This window comes from Nannocystis sp. (genome assembly GCF_016714285.1).
GTDB lineage: Bacteria > Myxococcota_A > Polyangia > Nannocystales > Nannocystaceae > Nannocystis.
The window spans coordinates 759,848-784,849 of the sequence record NZ_JADJNN010000003.1 but is presented as its reverse complement, the minus strand read 5'-3'; the positions used below and the strand labels follow the sequence as shown (position 1 = coordinate 784,849).

The window sequence follows — 25,002 nt, the reverse complement described above, 5'->3', positions numbered from 1 at the left end:
CGCATGAGAACCTGCGCTGGGTCCCTGCTGTGCGCGATCGGCCTGCTCGCGGCGCCTGCCTGCGGCGATGACATCGCCTGCGGCGAGCCGCTCTCCTTCTCGATCGACGCGCTCACCCTCGAGTGGCAGTGGACCGCCGGCGAGCTCACCTCGATCCCGTTCGTCGCCGACGTCGACGACGACGGCGTCCCCGACATCGTCCTCAACATCGCCCGCGTCGACAGCAACCACAACGACGCCGGCGAGCTCGCCCTCCTCGACGGCGTCACCGGCGAGGTGAAGTGGCGCATCCGCCACGACCCCGCCAACCAGCGCTTCGGCTCGCACGGCCGCGCCACCGTCGTCGTCTCCGACGTCGACGGCGACCACGTCCCGGACATCGTCTACGCCGGCCGCGCCGACCTGCAGGACTCCACCTCAGCGATCCACGCGGTCAACGGCGCGGGCGAGCTGCTGTGGACCTCGCACCACCCGAGCGGACAGACCGCCCGGATCACGGCCCAGTACGGCGCCCCCGCGGTCGCCAACCTCGACACCGACCCCGCCGCCGAGATCGCCTTCGGCGCAGCGATCCTCGACAACGACGGCCTCCTCGTGTGGGACCAGGACGGCGACGGCGGCAGCATCGGCAGCCCGACCGACAACAAGGTCCCAGCCAAGGCGATCTACTCGGGCGGCCTCCCCACCTTCGTCGACCTCGACGACGACGGCAAGCCCGAGCTCCTCACCGGCCGCGACGCCTGGAAGATCGCCTGGACCCCTGGCGCGCCGCCCAGCGTCAGCCTCAGCCGCCTGTGGCAGAACCTCGACGGCAACGGCAACGACGGCTGGCCCGCCGTCGCCGACCTCGACGGCAACGGCAGCCCCGAGGTCGTGCTCACCGCCTGGCCGTTCATCCGCGTCCTCGACGGCCGCAGCGGCGAGCTGTGGTGCGGCGTCGACCCCAGCGGCAAGGCCTGCGTCGCCGACCCCGCGCTGCGCACCCAGCCGATCGCCATCCGCGGCGGCAACCTCGGCGGCCCCGCCACCCTCGCCGACTTCGACGGCGACGGCCGCCTCGAGGCCGCGATCGCCGGCGGCAACGCGATCGCCGTCTACGACTTCAACCGCCCGGAGGAACAGCTCGTCCTCGACGGATTCGATCCCCAGCCCGCCCCCGGGGCCATGTACGTCCGCTGGCACATCGACACCCAGGACCAGTCCTCCGCCTCGACCGGCAGCCTCGCCTTCGATTTCGACGCCGACGGCCTCCCCGAGCTGCTCTACCAGGACGAGTGCCACTTCCGCGTCCTCGACGGCGCCACCGGCCGCATCCTCGGCGAGATCGAGAACTCGAGCCTCACCGGCCACGAGTACCCGATCGTCGCCGACATCGACGCCGACGCCGAGACCGAGATCCTCGTCATCGCCAACAACTCCGATCCCAACCCCCTCACGGCCTGCAAGGTCCGGAGCCCCGACTTCACCCCGCGCCAGGGCCTCTTCGTCTACGGCGCCAAACACCAGCGCTGGGTCCCCGCCCGCCCGCTGTGGCCGCAGTACAACCACCACATCACCGACGTCGACGCGCGTGGCGCTGTCCCCATGGCCGAGTCCCCGCACTGGGCCGACCCCGCCACCAACGGCTTTCGCCAGGCCCTCCGCGACCCCAACATCGCGGCCACCACCTGCAACTGACACCCCCCATCGGGGCGACCTCTCCCCAGGTTTGACCATATCTGCCGATCGCCTGCGCGACCGGTGGCCCGTGTTACCGTCCCGCCCTGGGGGACGCCATGACCATCTCGCGTGTCTGCACGATCGGCCTGAGTCTCGTTGCCGCCTGCGGCCCGGGCACGGCCGCCATGACCGACGGACCCGCCACCGGCACCGCCACCACCGACTCCGCCACCGGCGATGTCCCGACCTCAACTGCGGTCCCCACGTCGACGGCGGCCGACACGACGATGGCCACAATGCCCGGTTCGAGCAGCGCCAGCTCCGGGCCGCCCGACCCCACCCTCCCGTCGACCACCACAGCATCCACCGAAGCGACCACGGATGCGACGGACCCCGTCTCGGGGACCGCGAGCACCGGCACCGCGAGCACCGGCACCGCGAGCACCGGCGCCGAGGCCTGCCCCGAGGACACCGTCGTCTGCATCGACGACGCCCTCCAGGTCTGCGATGGCAACGGCGGCTTCAAGGACCCGCCAGACGGCAATCAGTGCGCGTTCGGTTGCGCCGATGCATCCGAATGCACCACCTGCGCCCAGGGCCTCGCGGACAAGGACTGCCCGGCCGGCCTGCCGCGCGTGATGCTCTTGCTCGACGCCTCCTCGGCGATGCTCGCCCCACCCGCTCCGACCCCCTGGGACCAGGTCCGTGACAGCCTCGCCGGCGCACCATCGATGTTCGACGTCATCCTCGACAACAACAAGATCGTCGCGCACCAGGCCCTGATCGGCCTCACCGTGTTCGGCGACGACGGGGCCGGCAGCAAGCAGGTCGTCCAGTACGGCGCCTGCCACAAGGAGAACCTCGCGTGGGCCCTTGATCCGGCCAGCTCGTGCGAGGCGCCCGGTTGCGTCGACCCCCATGGGCTCCCGCCGATCAAGTGGACCTTCAAGGATGGGTCCATGCAGGATCCGCCAGGATTCGCCGAAACCACGATCAGCCACATGCCAAAGTGCGATTTCAGCGCTCAGAAACCGATGCAATGCATCGGCTCCAAACGCTTCCTGCACCTCGGCCTGGACCTGGCCCAAGACAACCTCGCGGCCTACAAGGTCGGGTGCAAACAGAGCAAGCCTGCGTGCACCGCCCAGACCCAATTCTTCAACATCGTGATCATCGTCGGCAAATACGACTCGACCGATGCCCAGGTCCAGCCACCCCTCCAGGCCATGTTCACGGCCGGGGTCACCACCCACGTGATCGGCTTCGGCGGTGCCATCGATCCCGGCCAGCTCGAGAAGCTGGCCGACTGGGGCTCCGGCAACCAGCTGAACGCCCGCCAGGCCGCCGATCAAGACCAGCTGGAGATGCACCTGGCACAGATCCTGGACACCCTCGACCTGTGTTGACGGTCGGTACCGCCCCGTGTCATCGAGGTTGACACCTGGACCCACAGGGCGGACCCTTCCCGGGCTGGAGGTTTGACCATGTCTGCCGAGACGACTGCCAAGGTGTTGACCCGGATGCTCGAGAACAAGCCCTTTCGTACGCAGGTCGCAAACGACCCGCAGGCGCTGGCCCAGCTCGACCTCACCGATGAAGAGCGCAACATGCTGGTCGGCACGGCGAAGGAGGGCGTCGACAAGCTGCTCCAGCCGGCGAGCGCTGGCGCGGGCAGCTCGGCCGAGGCGCTGTCGAAGTACCTGGGGACGTGCCGGGTCGGGCTGAGCAGCCAGGTGAAGAGCGACCTGACCAAGGCGGCGCTCGAGCGCGTGGCTCGCAAGACCGGGATGCTCATCGGCCACAGCTGCTAGACCTTCGCCGGGCCCGTCAGCGATCCGGGCCCGCAGGCGGTCACCGACAGCTCGTGGAGGCCCGCCTCCACGAGATCCGCCAGACCCGAGATCGCGTGTAACAGGTGGTCCCGGGCCTCGGCGCAGACCTCGGCGGCGCGCTCGGGGAACAGCTCCGGGGCGTACCGCAGCTCGAGCGTCACGATCACGGCCCGGCCGTCGCGGCGGAGATTGAAGCGCGGGGCGCCGACGTCGTGCGCGAAGGCGGCCCACGGGTAGAGGGTCTGGGCGACGTCGGGGAGCTCCGCGACGAGCTCGCCGACCTGCAACGCGCCGACGTAGATCGGCGCCGCGTGCGGGCGGGCCAGCGCGAGGCTGTCCGCCCGCCGCCCGCGGAAGCGGAAGCCGAGGTCGGAGATCATGCAGGGGCCGCTGATCTCGACGATGTCGTCGGTCCAGTAGCGCAGCAACACCTGCAGCTCGGTGAAGGGGCGCAGCTCGCTGAGCACGAGCACGCCGAAGCCCGACGTGATCGCGGCGCCGGTGTCGGCGTCGACGACCTCGGGGACGATCGGGCGCAAGAAGTGGTAGGCGCCGCACACCGGGCAGGTGAACGCCTCGCTGTGCTTGACCTCGCTGAGGCCGTAGATGTCCTGGTACTCGGCGCCCCAGCTGCGAGCGAGGCGGCGGCGCCAGGCCTGCGGCTGGATCGATCCGTAGCCGGACATGCCGGTGACACCGAAGCCGCCGGGGTCGATGCCCTGCTGCTGCAGCCAGGTGGTGAAGATCCGCAGGGCCGGGCTGAAGGCGTCGATGTGATCGATGCGCAGCAGGCCGGCCGGGGTGCGCCAGCCGTCGCGCAACAGGCGGAGGATCAGCTCGTAGTGCCACGGGACCAGGAATGGGGTGTAGAGGAGGCGGCGCTCGCCGACCGGGCGCTGCGCGGCGCCCTGATCGTAGGGGTGGATCACGAGGGTGACGCCGTCGCCGTCGCGGGCCGGCAGCAGGCTGCGCACGGCCTCGCCGTAGAGGTCGAACTCCCGCTGCAGGTGCCAGCGCGGGCGGCCGATCGCGCCGGTGGTGCTCGAGCTAAAGGTGATGAGCTCGGGCCAGCCGCCGGGCACCGCGAAGCGCTCGGGCGCGGCGGCGTAGACCTCGGGGCGCACGAAGGGCAGGCGCTGGAGGTCGCGGAGGTCGTTCAGCTCGTGCGCGTAGTCGGGGCCCTGATAGTGGGGGATCTGCGCCCGCGCGTAGGCGAGGGTCTCGCGCAGGGAGGGCAGCGGGTCGTCGAGCCACATCGGCGCGGACTTTATCATCGCGGCGCGCCGGCGTAGGCTGCCGCGGTGGAAGCGACGGCGCTGCTCGACTCGGTGCTCGCCGGGGACTTCATGACCCGCTGCTGGCGGCGGCGCTTCGTGTACATCCCTGGCGGGGCGGCCGGGTTGTTGCCGACGCTGCCGACGATCGCCGAGGTGGAGGCGAGGCTGGCGGGCGCGGTGGTCGAGCTCGGGGCGGAGCCGGCGTTCCTCAGCTTCCCCCGCGCGGGCGAGGTGATCGCCCGCCGCTGGCAGCACGCGACGCCCGGGGCCTGGCCGGTCGACGAGGCGATCAATGTGCCGCACGCGGAGCGGCTGTTCCCGCGGCTGGCCGGGCTCGCCGAGGCGCTGACGCGGCGCTTCGCGGCGCCGGCGAACCTGCAGCTGTTCCTCGGCCGCGCGGGCGCGGGGCTGCGGCCACACAGCGACATCCACGACAGCTTCATCGTGCAGATCGCGGGCCGCAAGCGCTGGGTCGTCGAGGACCCGGACCCGACCGCGTCGCTGGCGGGCAACGCCGGCGGGCGCTTCGGCGCTGGCGCGCGCGAGCTGCTGCTCGCGCCGGGGGATCTGCTGTACAAGCCCTCCCACGGGCTGCACGCGACGGTCAGCGAGGATCTGGCGACCCTGTCGCTGACCGCGTCGATCGTGACGGTCACCGCCGCCGACGCGCTGCAGCGCTGGCTCGCGGGGCTGGCCGCGGTCGACCCGGCGTGGCGCGTCCGCCTGCCGCTCGCGCCGGACGACACCGCGGCCCTGGTCGCCGCGCTCGCCGATCTGCCGGCGCTGCTGCCCGGGCTGGCGGAGCTGCTCGGCGTGGTCGACGACGACTGATCGCTCGTTGCCTGTGCACGCGGGCTTTGGGGTACACTCGCGGCGGTGCATCACGCCGCGAACTGGATCGCCGAGCTCGGGTTGTCGCAAAACCCCGAGGGCGGATACTTTCGCCAGTATCACGCCGCGGACTTCCCGGGCGGGCCGCGGACGCGGCCGCTGATCACGGTGATCTATTATCTGCTGACGTCCGAGGCGCCGCGCGCACGCATGCACCGCAGCTCGGCCGACGGGCTGCACTTTCATCACGCGGGCGGCGTGCTGCGGGTCCACAGCCTCGCGCCAGACGGCGAGCACCGGGCCGAGCTGCTGGGGCCGCCGCACGCATTTCAGGTGGTGGTACCTGGCGGGCGCTGGAAGGCGATCGAGCTGGTGGAGGGGCCGTGGGCGCTGATCAGCGAGGCGGTGGTGCCAGGCTGGTCGCCGGACGATCACTGCTCGGCCGACGCCCGGGTGCTGGAGCGGCTGTCGCCCGCGAAGCGCGAGCTGCTGGCGCCGTTTGTGCCGTCGGTCGGGGGTGGCGCGTGAGCCCGGCGGACTCGCTGATCGCGGCGCTCGGGCTGGTGCCGCACGTGGAGGGCGGACATTTCGGCGAATGCTGGCGCTCCGCGGCGACCCTCGCGAGTGAGAATGGCGAGCGTTCGCTCGCCAGCACGATCTACTATCTTTTGAGCACGCGCGCGCCGGTCGGTCGCTTTCATCGCAACACCTCGGATATCACGCACTTCTTCCACAGCGGGGGGCCCATCGTGTACGGCCTGATCTCGCCGGCGGGTGAGTGGCGCGAGGTGGTGCTCGGCCGCGATCCGCGGGCCGGGCAAGTGCTGGCATTCACGTGTCCGGGCGGGTGGTGGAAGTGCTCATATTTGCCGGCCGGGGTGGAGCACGGGCTCATCAGCGAGGTCGTCGCGCCGGGCTTCGATGAGACCGACCGGAGCTTGGCCGACGCGGACCTGTTCGGCCGCCTGTTCCCGCAGCACCGGGCGCGCTGGGCCGCGTACGTCGGAGATCCGCATGAGCGGTGAGGACGCGGCGCTGCTGGCTCGCGCGCGCGCCGTGATCCCGAACGGGGTGTTCGGGCACCGGCGCAGCTTCGCGTTCACGGCCACCCAGATGCGGACGATCCCCGAGGATTATCCGCACTTCGTCGCTGGCGCCCGCGGCTGCCGGTTCAGCGACGCCGACGGGCAGCCCTACATCGATTATTTGTGCGGCTACGGGCCGATGGTCTCGGGTTATGCGCGGGCCGAGGTCGACGCCGCGTTCACGGCCCAGCAGGCGCGGGGCGTGTGCCACTCGCTGCCCTCGCCGGTCGAGGTGGCGCTGGCCGAGGCGCTGGTCGCCCGCCACCCGGGGATGGCGTGGTCGGCGTGCTCGCAGAGCGGCACCGACGCGATCGACGTGGCGATCGCGGTGGCGCGGGCCCACACCGGGCGGGCCGCGCTGGTGGTGGCCCACGGGGCGTGGCACGGCAATCACGTGAACCTGGCCTTCGGGGCAGGTCGGGTGGCGCAGGAGCAGGGCCAGGTGCGAAGGATCGCCTGGGGCGACGTCGCGGCGCTCGCCGACGCTCTGGCGCGCGAGCCGGTCGCGGCGGTGCTGCTCTGCCCATACGACCAGCAGGTCGGCGCGGCCAATGCCCTGCCGCCCGCGGGTCACTGGGCGCAGGTTCGGGCGCTGTGCGATCGCCACGGCGCGGCGCTGGTGCTCGACGACATCCGCGCCGGCTTCCGCCTCGACCCGCGCGGATCTGCGGCGCACTTCGGCATCGCCCCGGACCTGCACTGCCTGTCGAAGGCGCTGGCCAACGGCTACCCGGTGGCCGCGACGCTCGGCAGCGCGGCGATGCTGGCCGCGGCGCAGCGTGTGTTCGTGTCGGGGACCTTCTGGGGCCTGGCGCCGGCGCTGGCGGCCGCCCTCGCCAACCTCGAGCTGCTCGACGCCGCCGCCTGTGCACACATGGCCGCGATGGGGACGCGGCTGTGCGACGGGCTGCAGGCCCTGGCCGCCAGGCGCGGGCTGGAGCTGGCGATCTCGGGTCCGCCGGCGCTGCCGCTGGTGGGCTTCGCCGGCGACCACGAGCACGCGCTGGCCTGCGCCTTCAGCGAGGCGATGGCGCGACGCGGCGTGCTGCTGCACCCGACCCACAACTGGTTCCTGTCGCTGGCGCATACGCCGGCCGACATCGATGAGACCCTCGAGCGCGCCGAGGCGGCCCTGGCCGCGCTGCCGGCGGGGCGGTGAGCGAGGTGCTCGCGGACACCGCCGCGCTGCGCCTGGCGACGCTGGCCCGGGCGCGGCTGAGCGGGCGACGCCTGGTGGCGGTGAGCATCGGGCCGGGGCAGCTCGCGGGCCTCACCGCGTTCGCGGCCGAGCTCGTCGGCGTGATCGCGGTGGTGCCGGCCGGCGGCCCGCAGCTGCCTCTCGGGACAGGTGGTGACGGACCGCCGCTGCTGTGGCTGGTCGGGGCCAGCCGCGACATCTTCAGCCACGTGGTCGACGAGTTCGCGGCCACGCTGGTCCGCGCACGCGTCGCTGTTGCGGCCTTCCTGGCGCAGATCGACCCCGACGCCCAGGCCACGGTGATCGCCTACTTACCTGTCCCTCAGGACATCTTCGGAGCGCGCCCGCTCTGGGCCCAGGACGCGGCGCTGTGTCGGTCGCTCGAGGACAAGGCCTGCGCGGCGCTGCCGACCGTGCTGCCGACGCCGCCGTCCGTGCCGCTGCGCTGGCCCTGCACCGCCGCGAGCTGGGCGGCGATGCAGGCCAAGCTCGGCGCGGCGACGCTGGTCGTGCAGGCGCTGGGGCTCTCGGGCGGCGGGGCCGGGACGCGGGTGTGCGAGGACTTCGCGGCCGCGCAGGCGCGCCTGCCAGCGCTCGGACCGGGGCCGCTGCGGGCCGCCGCGTGGGTGCGCGGCGAGCCGTGCAACGTCATGGGGCTGGTGACGGGCGACCGCGAGGTGCTGGCGCTGCCGCCCTCGCGCCAGCTGGTGGCGACCGACGAGCGCGGCTGTCCCGGTTACGCGGGCAACCGCTTCGAGGCGGCGGACTTCTCGGCCGAGGAGCGCGAGGCGATCGCCGGGGAGCTGCGCCGCTGCGGGCAGATGCTGGCGCAGCGCGGCTTCCACGGGCCCTTCGGGCTCGACTTCCTGCGCGTCGACGCGAGCACGCGCGTCTACCACGACCTGAACCCGCGGATGAACGGAGCCGCGGGGCTGCTCGCCGAGATCGTCGCCGACGCGGAGCCCAGGCGAGCGTCGCCGCTGCTGTCGCAGCCCGAGCGCGCGTCGCCGCTGCCGGCCGTGCCGCTGTCGCAGCCCGAGCTCGCGTCGGCGCTCCCGGCCGTGCTGTTGTCACGACCCCGGCTCGCGGGGGAGCTGCGTGCGCTGGAGGACGCGCTGGTGGCCGCGGTCGCGGCGCGGCCGCGCTGGCGCTGGTTCCTCGCCGCGACGTTGCCGGCCCCGCGGACGATCGCCACCGTGCCCCCCGCGGGTCGCTGGCACATCGCGCCGGTCGGGCCGGTGCTGCGCTGGTGCGGTCCGGACGGAGCCCTCGACGACGAGCACGCGAGCCTCGCGGTCACGCTGGTCGGCGGCGTCACGCTGGCGGCCGGCGACCGCGTGGTGCTCGGCGATCTCAGCTGTACACCGGCGCTCGGGCGGGCGCTGCTCGCCGCCCACGGCGAGCGCGCCGCGGCGCTGCTGCTCGCGGCCATGTTCCATGCGACATGTCCGAAAGACCAGCCATGGACCTGACGCACCGCCTCGCCGCCCTGCAGGCCGCGGCGTTCAACACGGCGCGGCTGCCCGCGAGCGCCGTGGTGTGCGACCTGTCGACCGACGTGATCGCCCCGCCGACGCAGCGCGCGCGCGGCGAGGCGGCGGCGCTCGACTCGGCGGTGGCGACGGTGCTCGGCGGGCGCGCATGGTTGGCCGCCCCGCTCGGACGCGCGGCCGAGGCGGTGGTCGCGACGGCGCTGGTGCGTCCGGGGCTGCGCGTGCTGTGCACCGAGGTCTATGTCACCGGGCGCTGGTCGATCGCTCGCTGCGGCGGGGCGCTCGTCGACCTGTCCGGAGGGACATGTGCTCCGGGTGGCCTCGAGACGATCGATCTGGCGCGGGCCGAGGCGGAGCTGCGCCGCGGCGACGTGGCCTGCATCTGGCTGTGCGCCCCGCGCTGCCTGCTCGGGCCGCGGGGCGGAGCTGGCCTGGCCGGCGCGACGCTGGCGGCCCTCGCTTCGCTGCGGGATCGGGTCGATCGCCGGGTGCCGATCGTGCTCGACGCGTCGCGCCTGGCCGAGAACGTCGCGCGCGACGGCGACGGTGGGGCGCCCGCCCTGCGCCGCCAGCTCGCGGCCGCGGACCTGGTCGTGCTGTCGGGCCGCAAGGACGCCGGTGGGGCGGCGCTCGGCCTGATCTCCGCCGCCGACCCGGCGTGGATCGATCGCCTGCGACCGATCTCTGACCTGCTCCTTGGGCCAGGTGATGGCCGCGCGCGACCCGGGCTCGGGGCGCTCGCGCGTGGCCTGCTCGGGATGCTGGAGCCCGCCGCGCAGCGCTGGCGAGCGCTCGACGACCTGGCCCGCGGCCTCGTCGAGGAGGGTGTGCCGCTACGCGGCTGGGGCGGCGGCGCGTTGTTCCTCGACGCGGCGGCGATGCTGCCGCAGGTCCCGGCCGAGCAGCTGCCGGCGTCGACGCTGCTGGCGCTGCTCTACCTGACGACCGGCGCACGCGGCCTCGGTACGCCGCCTGCCGAGCCCGGGGCGCCGACGCTGCGCCTGTCGCTGCGCGAGCACGGGCCATGGCTCGCGCGCACGCTCCCACGACTCGCACGGCTCCTCGCCGACTGGCGTGTGGGCCTGCGGCGCGCCCCGGACCCGACGCCGACCCCCTTCCTCGAGCCGATCGAGCCGATCGACGAGGGCGCGTGGGCCGGCTGTCCCGCGCTGGCCGAGGCGCCGCGGACGGCCGGGCCCGCGGTGCTCGGCGGCGCCGACGGAGCGGCGCTGCACGCCGCGCTGCGGGCCCGTCTGGGCCTGTCTGACGCCTACGCGCTGTTCCCCGCGATCGGCCCACGGCAGCGCCTGATCGCCGCCTGGGCCGGGCTCGCGCCGACGGGTACGGTCCGCAGCCATGACCCGGTCATCACGGCGCTGGCAGAGCTGTGGCGCGGACGTCATCCAGCCGACGCACCGCATGTCCTCGGGGACATGTTCTTCGAGACCTGTCGCGAAGGCCAGGCACACGACGCCGTCCGCGAGCTCGGGCCCCCGGCCGCGTGGGGGCCCGCGCTCGTGGAGCCGATGGAGCCCGGGGTCGACGTGGCGCTGTGCGCCGACCTGTGCGCCACGCCGGCCGCGGTCGCGGGGCCCGGTTTCACGCTGGTGCGCCGCGCTCACCCGCTGTGCGCCGCGCTGGCCGAGAGCACCCTGTTCACCGCCGGCCCGGTGGAGACGGGCGGCCTCGACGCGGACGACCTGGCCGCCGCGCTGGCAGCCGTCACGCGCCGCCCGCCATAACTGCTGCATCGACGAGTCTGGCCGCCTCCGCTATCGTGCGTGGTGATGGGGCGTGGCGTCGATGTGTGCCTGTGGGCGCTGGTGACCGGCTGCGGGGACGATGTCGCCGACAGCACAGCATCGACGACGCTCGCGGCGACCGCGAGCACCGTGGGCCTCAGCGACGACACCACGCCGACGACCGGACCCCAGCTCGACCTCGGCGCCACCGACTGCGGGCTCGACAACGGCGCGCTCGGTCTATCCTTCATCTGGATCGCCAACAGCACGCAGGGCACGATCAGCAAGATCGACACCGTCACGCTGAAGGAGCGCGGGCGTTATGTCGCGCGCCCCGACGCCGCGGGCAACCCGTCGCGCACCTCGGTCAACCTCGCCGGCGACGTCGTGGTCGCCAACCGCAACGGCGGCCTGACCAAGATCTACGCGCTGCCCGAGCGTTGCGCCGAGAGCAACGGAACGCCGGGGCTCCAGACCGCCAGCGACGCGCAGCACCTGCCGTGGGGCATCGAGGAGTGCATCGCCTGGCACACGCCGATGACCTACTTCAGCCAGCGCCCGGTCGCGTGGACGCCGGGCACCTTCGACGCCACGACCTGCCGATTCGCCGAACAGAAGGTGTGGACCGCGGGCCTGAACACCCCCGGCACGATCGACATCCTGCGCCTCGACGGCGACACCGGGGCGATCGAGGCGACGATCACCATCACCGACGCCTACATCGACGATTATGGGATCTACGGCGGGGCCGTCGACGCCCGCGGCAACTTCTGGGGCTCGCAGGTCGGCCAGGCCAAGCTGCACTTCGTCGACCACGACACCCTGGCCCACCGCAGCTGGGACATGCCCGTCGGTGGTTATGGCATCACCGTGGACTCGCAGGGATATGTATGGACCTGCGCCGGCAACGCCTCGCGCTTCGACCCCGCCAGCGAGACCTGGCAGGTCGTCGCGGCCGGCGAATATGGCGGCTGCATGGAGGACGGCGCGGGCACCCTCTACAAGGCGACGCCCGGCGGGATCCTGGCCTTCGACACCGCGACCATGACGATCAAGCGGACCTACTCGCTGCCGCAGCACGCCCACGGCATCAGCGTCGACTTCGACGGCTACGTCTGGGCCGTGTCCCAGGGCAGCGAGGCCTACCGGCTCGACCCCTCCGACGGCAGCTTTCAGACCGTCGGCGGCCTCGTCGGCGCCTACACGTATAGCGACATGACCGGCTTCGCCCTGAGCTCCGTCCACGTGCCGTGATTCTGTGGAGCAGCCCGATCTGGTCGCGGTGATATCATCGTCTCCTGGCGCGGGATGGCGCGTTGCCGCCCAGCGCGAGCGCAATTTTGGATGGAGGCCTCCCGGCCGCCGGGTCGTGCCCTGACGCGTCCCGCCTGCCTCGCCGTGCACGCGGCCGGCCACCGCTGCCGCGCCCGCTGTGGTACTGTGCCCCGGGATAGAAACGGGGGGATGATGGTGGCCACAATGAATCGTTATGCTGTCAATGTCATTGAATGCACTCTGGTTGCGACGCTCAGCCTGCTCGTGGGCTGCGGGGGTGACACCGCCACCACCGAGGCGACGACCGAGGCCACCGCCACGTCGCAGGCCACGTCGGGCGTGACGCCGTCCAGCAGCGACGCGAGCACCTCGGCGGCGAGCGATACGGCCCAGCCGACCGGCGACGGGAGCAACAGCGACAGCAACAGCGACGGCACCACGACCAGCGACACCGGGCCCGGCACCAGCACCGACCCGAGCACGACCGGCGGCGTCAGCGCGACGACCACGACCGACGGCAGCACCAGCGCCGGTCCGGGCTGCGGCGACGGGGTCGTCGACGGCGCCGAGGAGTGTGACGACGGCCCCGCCAACGCCGACTCGGCCGCCTGCACCGCCGCCTGCACCGTGAACGTGTGCGGCGACGGCAAGCTGTTCGCGGGCACCGAGGCTTGTGACGACGGCGCCGACAACGGCCCGGGCAATGCATGCAACGCGCAGTGCGAGGCCAACGTGTGCGGCGACGGCGACCAGGGGCCGGACGAGCAGTGCGACGACGGCAACATGGACAACACCGACTTCTGCACCGAGGGCTGCATGGCCGCATTCTGCGGCGACGGCTTCCTCGCGACCTTCGAGGACTGTGACGACGGCAACGCGATCGACGACGACGACTGCACCAACGCCTGCGTGGTCGGCCTGCCCGGCTCGTGCCGCCCCTCGGAGATCTATGGCGCTTCGGGCGGCTTCCCGGCGTTCACGGACCCCGCCTACAAGAACTTCCTCGACAAGAAGGTCGCCGTGATGACCTCCAATCAGCAGCAGGACGGCTGGGTGCTGCACGTCATCGACATCTCCGGCCCGCCGCCGCCGCCGAACCTCAACTACAACGCGCCCAAGTACCACAACCCGGCGTGGCAGCAGAACAACATCGGCAGGGTCTTCGGCCTCACCCTCGACTCGTTCGGCAACATCTACGTCGCCCCGACCACGGTCTTCGGCGCCAACCAGAGCCCCGCGACGATCAAGAAGATCGACAGCAAGACCGGCCTCGTGTCCAACTTCGCCACCCTGCCGAACAACGGGCCGGCGTTCGGCAACATCAACTACGACTGCGTCAGCGAGACCATCTATGTCAGCAGCCACGAGGACGGACGCGTCTATCAGGTCGACATGGCCGGCAAGGTCGTCAGCACCTACCGCCACTCCGACAAGAGCGTAACGATCGGGCTGCCCAACGACGTGGGCGAGCCCAACGGCGTGTTCATCCCGCTCGGCCAGCGCGTCTGGGCGGTCCAGTCGCACGCCGGGCGCCTCTACTACAGCGTCTGGGCCGAGGACACCGGCCGCAAGGACGTGGTGGCGAGCAACGCGGTCTGGTCGGTCGGTTACAAGGACGAGAGCGGGGTGATCGACCCGCTGACCGCCAAGCTCGAGTTCCTGGCGCCCGCGTACAACAACCAGAACTACTCGAACCCGATCTCCGACATCAGCTTCGCGGCGACCGGCTGGATGCTGGTCTCGCAGCGCTCGATGTTCGGCGACAACCAGACCACCGCGCACCAGTCGACCACCTACGAGTATCAGTACATGAACGGCGTGTGGGTCCTGAAGGGCACGACCTACCTCGTCGGCGAGCTGGTGGGCAGCGCCGCCGGCGGCGTCGACCACGACTTCGAGATGAACGGCTACGTGTGGATGACCGGCGACGCGCTCGACTTCTACACGCCCAACGTGGTCTACGGCCTCCAGGGCACGCCCCACGGCGGCGGTGACATCACGAACAGCACGCTCATCGATCTCGACGGCGAGATCAAAGATCAGGACAAGACCGCGATGGGTGACGTCGAGCTGCCGATCCCGGGCGATGTGCCGCCGGTCCCCGAGCCCCAGTGAGACCACGGCGCGGCGATCCTGCTCGCGGAGGTCGCTCCTCCTCCGCGAGCAGGGGCGCCCGCGTCAGGGGAACATCGCGGCGACCTTGGCCTGCACCCCGAGCAATTGGGCCTGGTCGCCGCGGACGTAGACCCAGACCTCCTGGATCGACGTGTTGCCGCGGACAATGCAGCGAAAGCCGCCCGTGATCGGGTGGCACTTGACCGCGGGCTTGCCCAGCCCGATCTGCTTGATGATGCCGAGCGAGATCTTCGTGACCTCGGGCAGGCGCTCCAGCATCGTCACCACATCCCTCGCCCTCTCGGTGATGGTCGTGTGACTCCTGGTGAGCTTTCGCCCGGTCTTGTGTGCAGGCATGGACGGTCGCGCCGGACCGACGCCGCGCACTTATACCTCGGGGCCAGCGCGGTGGCGCTGTCGGCCTCGGCCGCGGATCTGGACTTGACCCGCCCGGCAGAGCAAGCGAAGCAACCCCAGGAGGTCACCATGAACGCGATCGAGATCGAGGGCCTGTCCAAGCGCTTCGGCGCGGTGCGTGCGGTCGAGGCGGTCCGCCTCGCGGTCGAGCCCGGCGAGATCTTCGGGCTGATGGGCCACAACGGCGCCGGCAAGACGACGCTGGTGCGCATGCTGCTCGGGCTGACGCCGCCGAGCGAGGGCCACGCGCGCGTGCTCGGCCACGACATCGCCACCGAGGTGCTCGCGGTGCGGCGGCTCTGCGGCTACCTGCCCGCCGACTACGCGCTGCCGCCAGACATGACGGCGCGGCAGTTCCTCGCCTACGTGGCGGCGATGTTCTCGCTGCCGCGGGCCGAGGCCGAGGCGCGCGCCGAGACCTGGCTCCGCCGCTTCGGCCTGCTCGCGGCCGCCGACCGGCGCTTGCGCGGCTTCTCGACCGGCATGGCCCAGAAGGTCGGGGTGGCCCAGGCGCTGATCAACGAGCCGCGGGTGCTGCTGCTCGACGAGCCGACCTCCGGGCTCGACCCGCTCGGGCGCCATGAGCTGCTCCTGCTGCTACGCGAGCTCGCCCGCGAACGCGGGGTCACGATCGTGTTCTCGTCGCACATCCTGTCGGACGTCGAGACCCTGTGCCGCCGGGTCGGGGCGATGCACCACGGGCGCCTGATCGCCTGCGGTGAGATCGCCGCCCTGAAGCAGCAGCACGGCGTCGCCAGCATGGACGACCTCTACCTCGCGCTGGTGCGCCAGGAGGCCGCGTGATCCGCTTCCTGTGGCTGGACTACCGGGCCGCGCTGCGCGAGCGCAAGGTGTGGTTCGCCGTGGCGATCTTCGCGTACGCGGTGCTGTCGCTGCCCGTGTTGGTGGCGCGTCCTCCCGCGCACGTGCAAGCCGCGATGGAGGCGTGGTTCGGCGCCCGCGATCCCTTCACCCTGTTCATGTTCATGTGGACCGACCTGGCCATGAACAAGCTGATCGCCACGCTGGCGGTGGTCCTCGCCGGTGGGGTGCTGCTGCGCGAGCGCGACACCGGCGTGCTGCCTCTGCTGGCCGCCAAGCCGATCTCGCTGCCGCGCTACTTCGCGGTGCGCACGCTGTCCACCTGCGGCGTGATGGCGACGCTGTACCTCGGGACCCAGCTGATCGGCGCGCTGTACTTCAGCGCGATGGTCGCGGGCTTTCGCCCCGGGCCATTCCTGGCCGCGGCGAGCCTGCACGTCTGGGCCGCCGTGTTCGCCACGGCGCTGGCGGCGACCCTGCTGGTCGTCGTCGGCCGGCGCGGGCCCGGGCTGCTCGCGGGGCTCCTGGCGCTGTTCTCCCTCGTCGGAATGGCGTTCATCGGGTTTTACAACCCGGCCTGGGCGACGATCTCGCTGCTCAACCCGATCTCGCTGGGCGTGCAGTCGCTGGCCCATCTCGACGCGCTCGGACCGGGCGTGATCGTGCCGCCCGCGCTCGCGCTCATCCTCCTGACCACCGCGACGATCACAGCGGGCGCATGGTCCGTCCGCAAGCTGGAGGCCTGATATGCGCTCCCTGCTCCCCTCACTCGCCGAGTACCGCCGCGCCGAGCTGCGCCACGCCCCCTATCGAGTCGCTATATACGCCGGCCTCGCCGGCCTCGCCATGATCGCGAGCTGCCAGCTCCTGTTCCCGCGGCTACCCGCGCAGGTGATCGACTTCCTGCGCGTGGCCTTTCACCTCCGTGACCTCGGCGGCGTGGTCCTCTTCAACGACTACGTCGCCGTCTACTTCTGCGCCTTCTCGGCCGGCCTGTTCGGCCTCCTCGGCGTGGTCGTCGGTCCGCGCGAGGAGCAGCAGCTCGAGCTGCTGCTTTGCAAGCCCGTGCCCGCCGCCGACTTCCTGGCGGCGCGCACCTGGCCGGTCCTGGCGATGACCACGGTGATCGGGGTGGCGCTGGCGGCCGCCTGCGCCGCGGCCTCGCTGCCATACCTGGGCGCAAGCGGCAGCGTCAGCGCGGCCGGGGCGCTCGGGGCTGGACTGGCGATGACCGCACTGGTGCTGTTCCAGCTGACCGCCCTCAGCATCGTCTTCGTGCGCGCGGCGGACAGCATGAATGCGGTCCTGGTGGCGCTGGTGGTTGCGCTGATGCCGATGCTCCCCTCCGCGGCATTCCTCTACCGCCCCGACCTATTCGTCGACCGCCCGGAGCTCGCGGCGCTGACAGTGCTGGCAAACCTCGTTTGGTACGATGCCACGCTGGCGTGGCTGGGCCCGGCCCTGCTGCTGCTGGCACTGGTCGTCGCGGCCCTCGGCGTGCGCGTCGGAGGGCGACTGCTGACTCGCAGCGACCGACCATGAAATAGCCCCGTGCGCTTCATCATCCGTCGCCGGCCGCGGTGTTCACCCTCGCGCCCACACTGGTGCGAAAATCGCCCGAACGTCCAGCGACCGCTGCTCTGCTCGAACCTAACGGGAGCGCACATGAGGCCATCGACACGAATCCTCGGCATGAGCGTGGCCGCCCTGGCCGCGTGTTCGCGGCCAAACCCGGGCTTCGTCCCCGGCGACGATGACGGCGGGACCGAGAGCACGATCGCCGCGACCTCGGCCTCGTCGGACGCGAGCGTGACCATGGGGCCCAGCAGCGACCCCGGGACGACCACCACCGGCGACCCGGGAATGACGAGCTCGAGCACCGATCCGGCGAGCAGCAGCACCAGCGGCGGCACCGGATTCGACGGCGAGTGCGTGGGCCAGGAACTGCCGACCAGCCTGGACATCGCGCTCTTGAAGAACGACGTGGAGATCGCGGAGAAGCCCTGCAATACCTCGGTGTTCGTCAAGATCGCGTCGGTGGAGTCGGTGTCCGCGAACGAGGTGGTGCTGCGCACATGTGATGCTACCTGTTCACCGAACTGCGCCGGCGCCAAGTACACGCTCCAGCTTTATCTCGCCAGCGCCGCCGTCGACTACTCCCCCGATGTCAAAATGGGCGACTGTGTGACGATGACGGCGCACTACAACACCCTCCGGGACGAGGCGCAGTGCCCGCTCTCGCAGGTCGGGCTGGCCCGGGTGATGGGCAACATCAGCGACCCCGCCCCGCTATTCTTCGCCAGCACGCGCATGACCGGCCCGGCCAAGGTACCGGAGTTGACCGCCCTCAGCGCCACGCCGAGCTTGAGTGGAGAGTTGCCGACCTACTGTGATTGCGGCGATTGCTGCGCGAAGAACAAGTACAGGCCAGGTGACTACTCCCTGGACATCGTGGTCAACATGAATCTGATGCCCAAGGGCGTCCCGGTCGCCACCGAGGAGCTGAACTTTCCGATCGGCAACTACGGCGGGACGGACTGGCAGATCGACGTCAAGGTCGTGCAGGCCGCCGTGACCGGCGCCTGCCTCGAGGAGCCCCACGTCCAGTGGGTCGCGCGCGCGCACCCGGCCGACTAGCCCCCATCCAGGCCCCACGCAGGCCGCAGCCAGTCGATCGCGCCCCGCTGCTCGTCGTTCCAGCGCCGCGCATTGAGCTCCACCAGCCATCCCATGATCTCCTCGTCCGATCGATCGGTCGGCCAGCCGTACGCGTCGAGCGTCGCCCGATCGATCGCGTCGTGGATCGCTGCGAGGATGTCGACCTGGCCCTGGTCCCGGACCCGCTGCTCACCCGCGGCCAGCGCCTCGCCCGCGCGGAGCCTGCCCAGCACCCTGTAGATCTCCGTCAGGGTCAGTCCGGGCTGCTCGACCTGTCGGGCCTTGCGATGCGCGTCGAGCCGCTCGCCGAGCGCCCGCAATGTGGCGATGTGGGGCCCTGTTTGCCGCGGGAAGGGGAAGCGATCGAAGACCTCGGTATGATTGTAGGTCGGATCGTTGCCCACTCCCAGCCTGCCGCCCGCCCGCAGCGCCCACGCGACATGCACCCGGCTCGATAGCACGGCCAGATGCGCCGCGTCGGCCGTAGCGATCGCCACGATCTTCGTGTCCGGCAGGGTGTCCGCCGGGACAAACACGAACACCCGATGCCGCGACGTCCGCGACGTCGCTATATATCGCGGGAGCCCGACCAGCGCCCGGCGCAGCCCCGGCCGCGTGCGGCCGAACAGCCACCATCTGCGCCGCGGGAGCAGATCGTTCTGGGCCTCGCGGATCGGCCGCACCTCCCGCCGCACGTGCTCGAGCAGCCGCGGATAGCGAGCCCGGGCCTCGGCCTCGGAGAGGCCGTCCAATGCGATGATCCACTCCGCTCGCGGGCGCTTCATCACATACTCACCGATGAGATATGGCTTTACCACCGGGTGCGGCAGACGCACGCCGAGCCGCCGCAGGTCCGCCTCACCCAGGCGAAATCCATCCCCCAGCGGCGTCACCCCCTGCGAGCAGATACCCGCGTTCGCCCGCAGCGGCAGCGCCGACCGCACCCGCGCCCCGGTCGACAGATCGCCGTGGATCTCCTGGACCGTCCGCTCGTGCACATGCACGCGGCCTGGCGCCTCGTCCACCACCACCGCATGGATCGCCGGTGCGCCAGCGTCGCGACCTGCGACGGTCATGGCGATCCGCACCTGCGCGCCCTCGTCGTACCACGGGTGGTCAGGGAGCGCGTGGCTGAGCGCGATGCCGAGGTCGCGCAGCGCCGCCTCGACGACCGCCCGGTTGAAGGTCTGGGTGATGGTGTTGGTGGTCACGAACCCGAAGCGACGGATCTCGGCGCGGGCCAGCAGATCCGCGCTGCGCCACCACCAGTACATCGCATGGTCCGCGCTGCCCGGGACCCCCGGGAACGCCGCCCGCACCGCCTCGACATAACCAGCGCCGAGCACGTCCCGCATCTTCTTGTTGCCCAGGAACGGGGGATTGCCGACCACGAAGTCGACCGCGGGCCAGGCTGCGACCCGGGCGCCCACCAGCCTGGTCAGCCCCACCCGGGAGCGCTGCCCCTGCTTCTCGGTCACGCCCCTCGCGCGGCGCACTGCGCCGCCGCCCGCGTCGACCACCGCCTCCTCCCGCGCCCAGGTGATCAGCGCGTCGCCGGTCCTGATGTTGAATAAGTCATGACATATCGGCCCTGGCCCCGTGCCGCGACGGCCGGCCGATACCTGCCACTGCAAATAGCCGATCCACAGCACGATCGCGGCCACCCTCGCCGCCCGCGGCTTGATCTCGATGCCATGGAACTGGGCCGGATGGACCGCCTCGCCGGGGATATCCAGCCAGGTCAGCGCATCGCCCAGCGTCGCCAGCATCCGCACGACCTCGGCCTCGAGCCGCTTCATCTCCTGTAGTGCGACGTACAGGAAGTTGCCGCTCCCGCACGCCGGGTCGAGCACACGCACTGTGGCCAGGCGCCGACGAAAGTCATGGCCCAGCCCGCGCGCCGTCGCCTCCGCCCCGTCCCGACCCCTCACCTCGATCTGGGCGCGGACCACCGCCCACTCCGCCCGCAGCGGCTCCATGATCGTCCAGCCGACCAGCCTTCGCATCGGCCCCTCGGGTGTGTAGAAAGCCCCGTGTCGCCGCTGCTCGGCCGGACCCATCGCCCGCTCCAGCAGCGTGCCCACGATCGCCGGAGACACACGCCGCCAGCTCGCTCCGGCGGCCGCGGCGAGCAGCTCGAGCTCCGCGAGCTCCAGCTCGATCGGCTCGCGCTCACCGACCAATTCCCCGACCACTCCGAGCCCCCGCATCCCCCTCCACAGCGCCTGGAGCCCCTCCACGAAGCCGCTGGGCCTCCGCTGGCGCAGCGCCGCGATCGCGGCATCGACACACGCGGTGAAGGCCCCGGGCGCGAGCAGCAAAGCCGCCTCCGCGAACATCGTGACGACGCACTGGACGAGGAAGTCGCCGACCCGCTCGCGGTCGAATCGTCGTTCGATCAGGAGCGCTAGCGCCCCGACCTTGCCGGCCACCTCGGCGGTGACGCGTTGACCCGCCGCGTCCTCGCCTGGCGCCGCGGCCTCGTCCAGGGGCATCACTCGTCGGTCCGCGCCGCCAGCACCTCATCCACCTCCGCCTCGCCGATCGGCCGACGACGATCCGGCACATCCTCCACACCACGGCGGATCCTCACCGTCGTCCCCGGCTCGTCCTCGTGTTCGTACACGAAGGTCCAACCGCCCGGCATCGCCGGCGCTGTCTGACCGAACACCCGCGCCGCGTCGCGCGGCGACAGGTTGATGCAGCCGTGGCTGCGCCGGCGCCCGAATTTGTTGTGCCAAAACGCCGCGTGGAACGCGAAGCGCCGGTGGAAATACTGCACCCACGGTACCTCCTCCACCGTGTAGCTGTCGGGGTCGCCCGGCAGGCTGCGCATATCGCCCAGGGCCTGCTTGTGCCAGATACGATACAACCCGCGCGGCGTCGGATTGTCGCCCGCCCCGCTCGAGATCAGCGTCACGAACAGCGGCTCCTCGCCGCGGCGCACCGTCAATGTCTGCTCGCTGAGCTCGACGTCCAGCCACAGCTCGTCGGCGCCGACCCCCGCCAGCGGCGCACCCGGGATCCACCGGCGGATGTCCTCGTCGGACACGAAGCCCCCCGGCTCGCCGTGCAGCGCATACCAGTCGACCCCATCGCGCCGCACCGGCGCAATGTCGACATGAACCTCGCGATGATACTCGACGCGCCCCACCACCTCGGCGTCCAGCCCCGGCTCGCGGCGCACCAGCGTCGGCGCCTCCGCCGACCACGCCGCGACCCTCCCCGCCGGCACCGGTCGCTCGCCCAGCTCGCGGCCCGCGAAATTGCTCGGTCGCTCGAGCTCGAGCGCGTCTGCCCGCACCGCCCGCCGGCTCCGATCCAGCAGCACCACCCCGACCTCCGGCAAGCGCCGCGACTCTACGAACGCGTATTGATGATTCGGCTGCAACCAGTCGAGCGGCGCCTCGCCACGAGCCAGCCCCGCCGCGCTGCGGTGGCGCGACACCGGCTGCAGCAGCGCCCCGCTGCGGTCGGCCCGCGGCTTGGCATAGATGAATGGCACCACCCGGTCCGCCGCCACCAGCGGCAGCGCCTTGCCCGGGCGCCGGCTCGGCTCCGCGTCGCGCAGGCACACGTGACCCAGCTGGTCGACCCGCGCCCAGCCCTCGCCCGTGCAGCCCTTGCCCGCGACAAACTCGTAGATCGCGAAGGGGTTGCCCATGTCCACCCGCCCCCGCATCGCCGCGCCCCAGCGCGGCTCGGCCAGCACCACCATCGTCTTGCGGGCGACCCGGTGCCCGATCGGCGGCTCGGCCTCCGCGATCGCCGGCGCAGCCGGTATCACCGGCCCTGTCTCCGCCTCAAGGGACACCACCGCCTCGCTCGCCAGCTCGCTCAGCGCCTCGCTGGCCGCGCTCGTGCTCCCCGAGCTCGAGCTCCCGCTGCTGCCCGCAGGCGTCCCCGCGTCCGGATCGCACGCGACCAGCACGACAAGCGAAGAAACAAGCGTTGCACGATACGACGACATCGGGCCTCCGCCGACCATGTCTCAGGTCGCGGCCCGCACCACAAATTCGCCGCGAAAACCGATCGCCCGCGGCGCTCAGCGTCCCGCGTCCGGACGCAGCTCGCGGATCATCAGCAACGCCACGACCGCGACCGCGAGCGCGACCGCGGCCGCCGAGGCCATCGGCGCCGCCGGGGTCACCATCTCGAACATCCCGCCGGCGATCATCGGCCCGATGATGCGCCCGAGCGCCCCGCCCGACTGCGTCAGGCCGATGTTCATCCCCTGCGTCTCGCTGGTGCTGTTGCGCGAGATCAGGGCGTTGAGGCTCGGCATGATCAGACCGTTCCCGCCGGCGATGAACACCGCGACGATCGGCAGCATCCACCCGTAGGGCACCACCGCCGCCGCCCCGAAGCCGATGCCCAGCGCGCATAACCCCGCGATCATCGTGCGCCGCTCGCCGAACGACGACACCGCCCGCCCGACCACCAGCCCCTGCACGATCACGATCACCACACCCACCAGCGAGAAGAACTTGCCCGTCTCCTTCGCCGTCCACGCGAAGGCCGCCTCGGTGTACAGCGCGAAGGTCGACTCCATCGCCGCGAAGGCGATGAAGAACCCGAACGACACCAGCACCAGCACCCCCAGCTGCGTCCGCCAGAACTCCGCCTGCCCGAGCGCCCGCAGCAGCGACGGCCGCGGCGCCGCCGGCCCCACCACGCGCGACGGCCGGTGGCTCTCCGGCAGCCAGAAATACGCCATCAACCAGTTCAGCGCGCTGAGGCCTGCGCCGACCAGAAACGGCAGCTCCGGGTGGTCGGGCCGCGACAGCAAGCCACCGATCGACGGCCCGAAGATGAAGCCGAGGCCCACCGCCGTGCCCATCATCCCCATGTAGCGCGCGCGCTGGCTCGGCGGCACCCGGTCGGCCACGTACGCGTGCGCCGTCGACACGTTCGCGTTGCACACCCCGCTGATGATGCGCGCGAGAAACACCATCCACAGCGCCTGCGCGAAGCCCAGGGTCAGCATCGCTGCCACGCTGCCCGCGATCGAGATCAGCATCACCGGGCGCCGGCCGTGGCGGTCGCTCAGGCGCCCCAGCACCGGCGCCATCACGAACTGCGCCGCCGAGTACCCGGTCGACAGCAGCGTCACCATCCACGCCGCCGCCCCGAAGTGCGTCGCATAGAACGGCAACACCGGGATCACGATCCCGAACGACACCAGGTCCAGGAACAGGGTGAACCACACCGTCGCCAGCGCCCGCGCGTGCCCCGTCAACGGCGGCTCGCCAGGTCCCCCCGGAAGCTGTGGCGGGGTGGTGGGGACGGTCGCGGGATCGGTCACGGGATGCCCCAGGGTAGCGCCACTCCCCACGCCTGTCGCTCACGCTCCGGCCAACACGCCATGCAGCAGCTGCGCCCAGCGCAGCGGTCCGTCGTTGCCGAGTTCCGCGAACAACAGCCCCGCCGCGGGCTCCGGACCGGCCCACCGCGTGCGAGCCGACAGCCCGCCCGGCCCCGTCGGGATCGCCGAGCGCCCGTCCCCAGGCCCCGCCGTTTCGCCTGGCCTCGCCGCCTCGCCTGGCCCCGCCGCTTCGCCTGGCCCCGCCGCTTCGCCAGGCCCCGCCGCCTCGCCTGGCCCCGCCGCTTCGCCTGGCCCCGCCGCTTCGATGGGCACCACGTCGCACAGCTGGACCAATCTCCGCGCCAGAAACGCCTCCTCGCGCCCGGCCGCCAACTTCTGCGCCAGCCCCTTCGCCCCGCGCAGCGCCAGCCCCTCGACGCGCCCGAGGTCGGCGTAGATCCCCTCGAGATCGCCGAACGCCTCGATCAACGCGACCGCCGCCCGCGGACCGATCCCGCGCACCCCCGGGATGTTGTCCGAGCTGTCACCCGTCAGCGCCATCGCGTCGACCAGCTGCCGCGGCGCCACCCCCATGCGCTCGCGCACGCCCGCTTCGTCACCGACGGTCCCCGTCTTCGGGTCGACGACCCACGTCGACGGCCCCGCGTCGCGCACCAGCTGGCACACATCCTTGTCCACGCTGCACAGCCGCGTCGCCATCCCCTCCTCACGCGCCACGCGAGCCAGCGTCGCCATCAGGTCGTCGGCCTCGAAGTCCGGCACCGAGTACGCCGCGAAGCCCAGCGCCTGGCCCAGCCGCAGCGCCAGCTCGAATTGCGGCACCAGCTCCGCCGGCGGCTCGCCGCGCTGCGCCTTGTAGCGCGGGTCGATGCGGTTGCGAAACGTCGTCCGCCCGGCGTCGTACACCAGCGCGATCTGCCGCGCCCCCTCACGGCGGACGATCTGAACGATCAGCTGCGCCAGCCCAAACACTGCTCCCACGGGCGTCCCGTCGGGGGCAACCCGTGGTCGCATCCCGAAGTACGCCCGAAACAGCAACGCCGTCGCATCGATCACCAGCAACTCGGGCTGCGCCTCCACCAGCGGCAGTGTCGGGCTCATGCGCCGCCGGTGTACCCCGGCCCGCATCGCGCCCGCAAGCCGACCACCCCGCTTACGATACTCTCGTGGCCATGCGCGCCGCTCAGCTCTCGCTACCTCACCCGGGACCACGACCACCGACACCAGCACGAGCTCGGCCGCGTCGACCACCGACCCCACGCCCACGACCAC

Annotated in this window: 21 protein-coding genes; 15 read left to right on the top strand and 6 right to left on the bottom strand. The window is 71.8% G+C overall.

All coding sequences use genetic code 11. The features are described from left to right. Window positions 1–3: 3 nt before the first annotated feature. From IPJ59_RS10875 to IPJ59_RS10865, 3 genes are all read left to right on the top strand, one after another. A complete protein-coding gene (locus tag IPJ59_RS10875) occupies window positions 4–1,677 on the top strand; it encodes an FG-GAP repeat domain-containing protein (protein ID WP_293271310.1) in 1,674 nt (557 codons plus the stop codon). Between the two features lie 98 nt (window positions 1,678–1,775). Next, the gene (locus tag IPJ59_RS10870; protein ID WP_293271308.1) at window positions 1,776–3,065 is read left to right on the top strand and encodes a vWA domain-containing protein; all 1,290 of its coding nucleotides are present in this window, start codon (window positions 1,776–1,778) and stop codon (window positions 3,063–3,065) included. A gap of 78 nt (window positions 3,066–3,143) precedes the next feature. Then, entirely contained in the window at window positions 3,144–3,470 is a 327-nt protein-coding gene (locus IPJ59_RS10865) for a hypothetical protein (RefSeq protein ID WP_293260000.1), read from the top strand. Here the strand turns inward: IPJ59_RS10865 and IPJ59_RS10860 are convergent. After that, complete coding sequence (locus IPJ59_RS10860) at window positions 3,467–4,747, bottom strand: phenylacetate--CoA ligase family protein (RefSeq protein ID WP_293271307.1); 1,281 nt, start codon at window positions 4,745–4,747, stop codon at window positions 3,467–3,469. The two genes, IPJ59_RS10865 and IPJ59_RS10860, sit on opposite strands and share 4 nt — an antisense overlap. A gap of 45 nt (window positions 4,748–4,792) precedes the next feature. On the opposite strand from IPJ59_RS10860, the gene IPJ59_RS10855 reads away from it, so the two are divergent. The 8 genes from IPJ59_RS10855 to IPJ59_RS10820 all read left to right on the top strand — a co-directional run bounded on the left by IPJ59_RS10855 (window position 4,793) and on the right by IPJ59_RS10820 (window position 14,507). Beyond that, a complete protein-coding gene (locus IPJ59_RS10855) occupies window positions 4,793–5,599 on the top strand; it encodes a JmjC domain-containing protein (RefSeq protein WP_293271305.1) in 807 nt (268 codons plus the stop codon). A gap of 45 nt (window positions 5,600–5,644) precedes the next feature. After that, a complete protein-coding gene (locus tag IPJ59_RS10850) occupies window positions 5,645–6,127 on the top strand; it encodes a cupin domain-containing protein (protein ID WP_293271303.1) in 483 nt (160 codons plus the stop codon). Continuing rightward, window positions 6,124–6,624 (top strand): cupin domain-containing protein, encoded by a 501-nt coding sequence (locus IPJ59_RS10845; RefSeq protein ID WP_293260013.1) that lies wholly within the window; start codon window positions 6,124–6,126, stop codon window positions 6,622–6,624. The genes IPJ59_RS10850 and IPJ59_RS10845 overlap by 4 nt, the downstream gene beginning before the upstream one ends. Then, a complete protein-coding gene (locus IPJ59_RS10840; RefSeq protein ID WP_293271301.1) occupies window positions 6,614–7,843 on the top strand; it encodes an aminotransferase class III-fold pyridoxal phosphate-dependent enzyme in 1,230 nt (409 codons plus the stop codon). The genes IPJ59_RS10845 and IPJ59_RS10840 overlap by 11 nt, the downstream gene beginning before the upstream one ends. Further along, window positions 7,840–9,354, top strand: coding sequence for a hypothetical protein (locus IPJ59_RS10835; RefSeq protein WP_293271299.1), 1,515 nt, complete (start codon window positions 7,840–7,842; stop codon window positions 9,352–9,354). The genes IPJ59_RS10840 and IPJ59_RS10835 overlap by 4 nt, the downstream gene beginning before the upstream one ends. Next, the gene (locus IPJ59_RS10830; RefSeq protein ID WP_293271297.1) at window positions 9,345–11,117 is read left to right on the top strand and encodes a beta-eliminating lyase-related protein; all 1,773 of its coding nucleotides are present in this window, start codon (window positions 9,345–9,347) and stop codon (window positions 11,115–11,117) included. Before IPJ59_RS10835 ends, IPJ59_RS10830 begins: the two co-directional genes overlap by 10 nt. A gap of 45 nt (window positions 11,118–11,162) precedes the next feature. Continuing rightward, entirely contained in the window at window positions 11,163–12,371 is a 1,209-nt protein-coding gene (locus tag IPJ59_RS10825; RefSeq protein WP_293271295.1) for a Vgb family protein, read from the top strand. 225 nt (window positions 12,372–12,596) lie between these two features. Then, window positions 12,597–14,507: a DUF4215 domain-containing protein gene (locus IPJ59_RS10820; RefSeq protein ID WP_293271293.1), complete on the top strand. Its 1,911-nt coding sequence runs from the start codon at window positions 12,597–12,599 to the stop codon at window positions 14,505–14,507. Window positions 14,508–14,570: 63 nt separating this feature from the next. On the opposite strand, the gene IPJ59_RS10815 is transcribed toward IPJ59_RS10820, so the two are convergent. Then, window positions 14,571–14,864 carry a DUF2103 domain-containing protein gene (locus IPJ59_RS10815; RefSeq protein ID WP_293260030.1) on the bottom strand — a complete coding sequence of 98 codons (294 nt, stop codon included), beginning with the start codon at window positions 14,862–14,864 and terminating at the stop codon, window positions 14,571–14,573. A gap of 129 nt (window positions 14,865–14,993) precedes the next feature. Here IPJ59_RS10815 and IPJ59_RS10810 point away from each other — a divergent pair, with 129 nt between their 5' ends. From IPJ59_RS10810 to IPJ59_RS10795, 4 genes are all read left to right on the top strand, one after another. After that, complete coding sequence (locus tag IPJ59_RS10810) at window positions 14,994–15,728, top strand: ABC transporter ATP-binding protein (protein WP_293260033.1); 735 nt, start codon at window positions 14,994–14,996, stop codon at window positions 15,726–15,728. Then, on the top strand, window positions 15,725–16,492 hold the full coding sequence (locus tag IPJ59_RS10805; RefSeq protein ID WP_293260036.1) for a hypothetical protein: 768 nt from the start codon (window positions 15,725–15,727) through the stop codon (window positions 16,490–16,492). The genes IPJ59_RS10810 and IPJ59_RS10805 overlap by 4 nt, the downstream gene beginning before the upstream one ends. A gap of 1 nt (window position 16,493) precedes the next feature. Further along, the gene (locus IPJ59_RS10800) at window positions 16,494–17,288 is read left to right on the top strand and encodes a hypothetical protein (RefSeq protein WP_293260039.1); all 795 of its coding nucleotides are present in this window, start codon (window positions 16,494–16,496) and stop codon (window positions 17,286–17,288) included. A gap of 123 nt (window positions 17,289–17,411) precedes the next feature. Continuing rightward, window positions 17,412–18,383: a hypothetical protein gene (locus IPJ59_RS10795; RefSeq protein ID WP_293271291.1), complete on the top strand. Its 972-nt coding sequence runs from the start codon at window positions 17,412–17,414 to the stop codon at window positions 18,381–18,383. Here the strand turns inward: IPJ59_RS10795 and IPJ59_RS10790 are convergent. The 4 genes from IPJ59_RS10790 to IPJ59_RS10775 form a co-directional block, all read right to left on the bottom strand. Beyond that, entirely contained in the window at window positions 18,380–20,899 is a 2,520-nt protein-coding gene (locus IPJ59_RS10790) for a DNA methyltransferase (RefSeq protein WP_293271290.1), read from the bottom strand. The genes IPJ59_RS10795 and IPJ59_RS10790 overlap by 4 nt on opposite strands. Further along, window positions 20,899–22,335: a L,D-transpeptidase gene (locus tag IPJ59_RS10785; protein ID WP_293271288.1), complete on the bottom strand. Its 1,437-nt coding sequence runs from the start codon at window positions 22,333–22,335 to the stop codon at window positions 20,899–20,901. The genes IPJ59_RS10790 and IPJ59_RS10785 overlap by 1 nt, the downstream gene beginning before the upstream one ends. 114 nt (window positions 22,336–22,449) lie before the next feature. Then, window positions 22,450–23,613 carry an MFS transporter gene (locus IPJ59_RS10780; RefSeq protein ID WP_293271286.1) on the bottom strand — a complete coding sequence of 388 codons (1,164 nt, stop codon included), beginning with the start codon at window positions 23,611–23,613 and terminating at the stop codon, window positions 22,450–22,452. A gap of 135 nt (window positions 23,614–23,748) precedes the next feature. Continuing rightward, window positions 23,749–24,831 (bottom strand): 5'-3' exonuclease, encoded by a 1,083-nt coding sequence (locus IPJ59_RS10775; RefSeq protein ID WP_293271284.1) that lies wholly within the window; start codon window positions 24,829–24,831, stop codon window positions 23,749–23,751. Window positions 24,832–25,002: the final 171 nt, after the last annotated feature.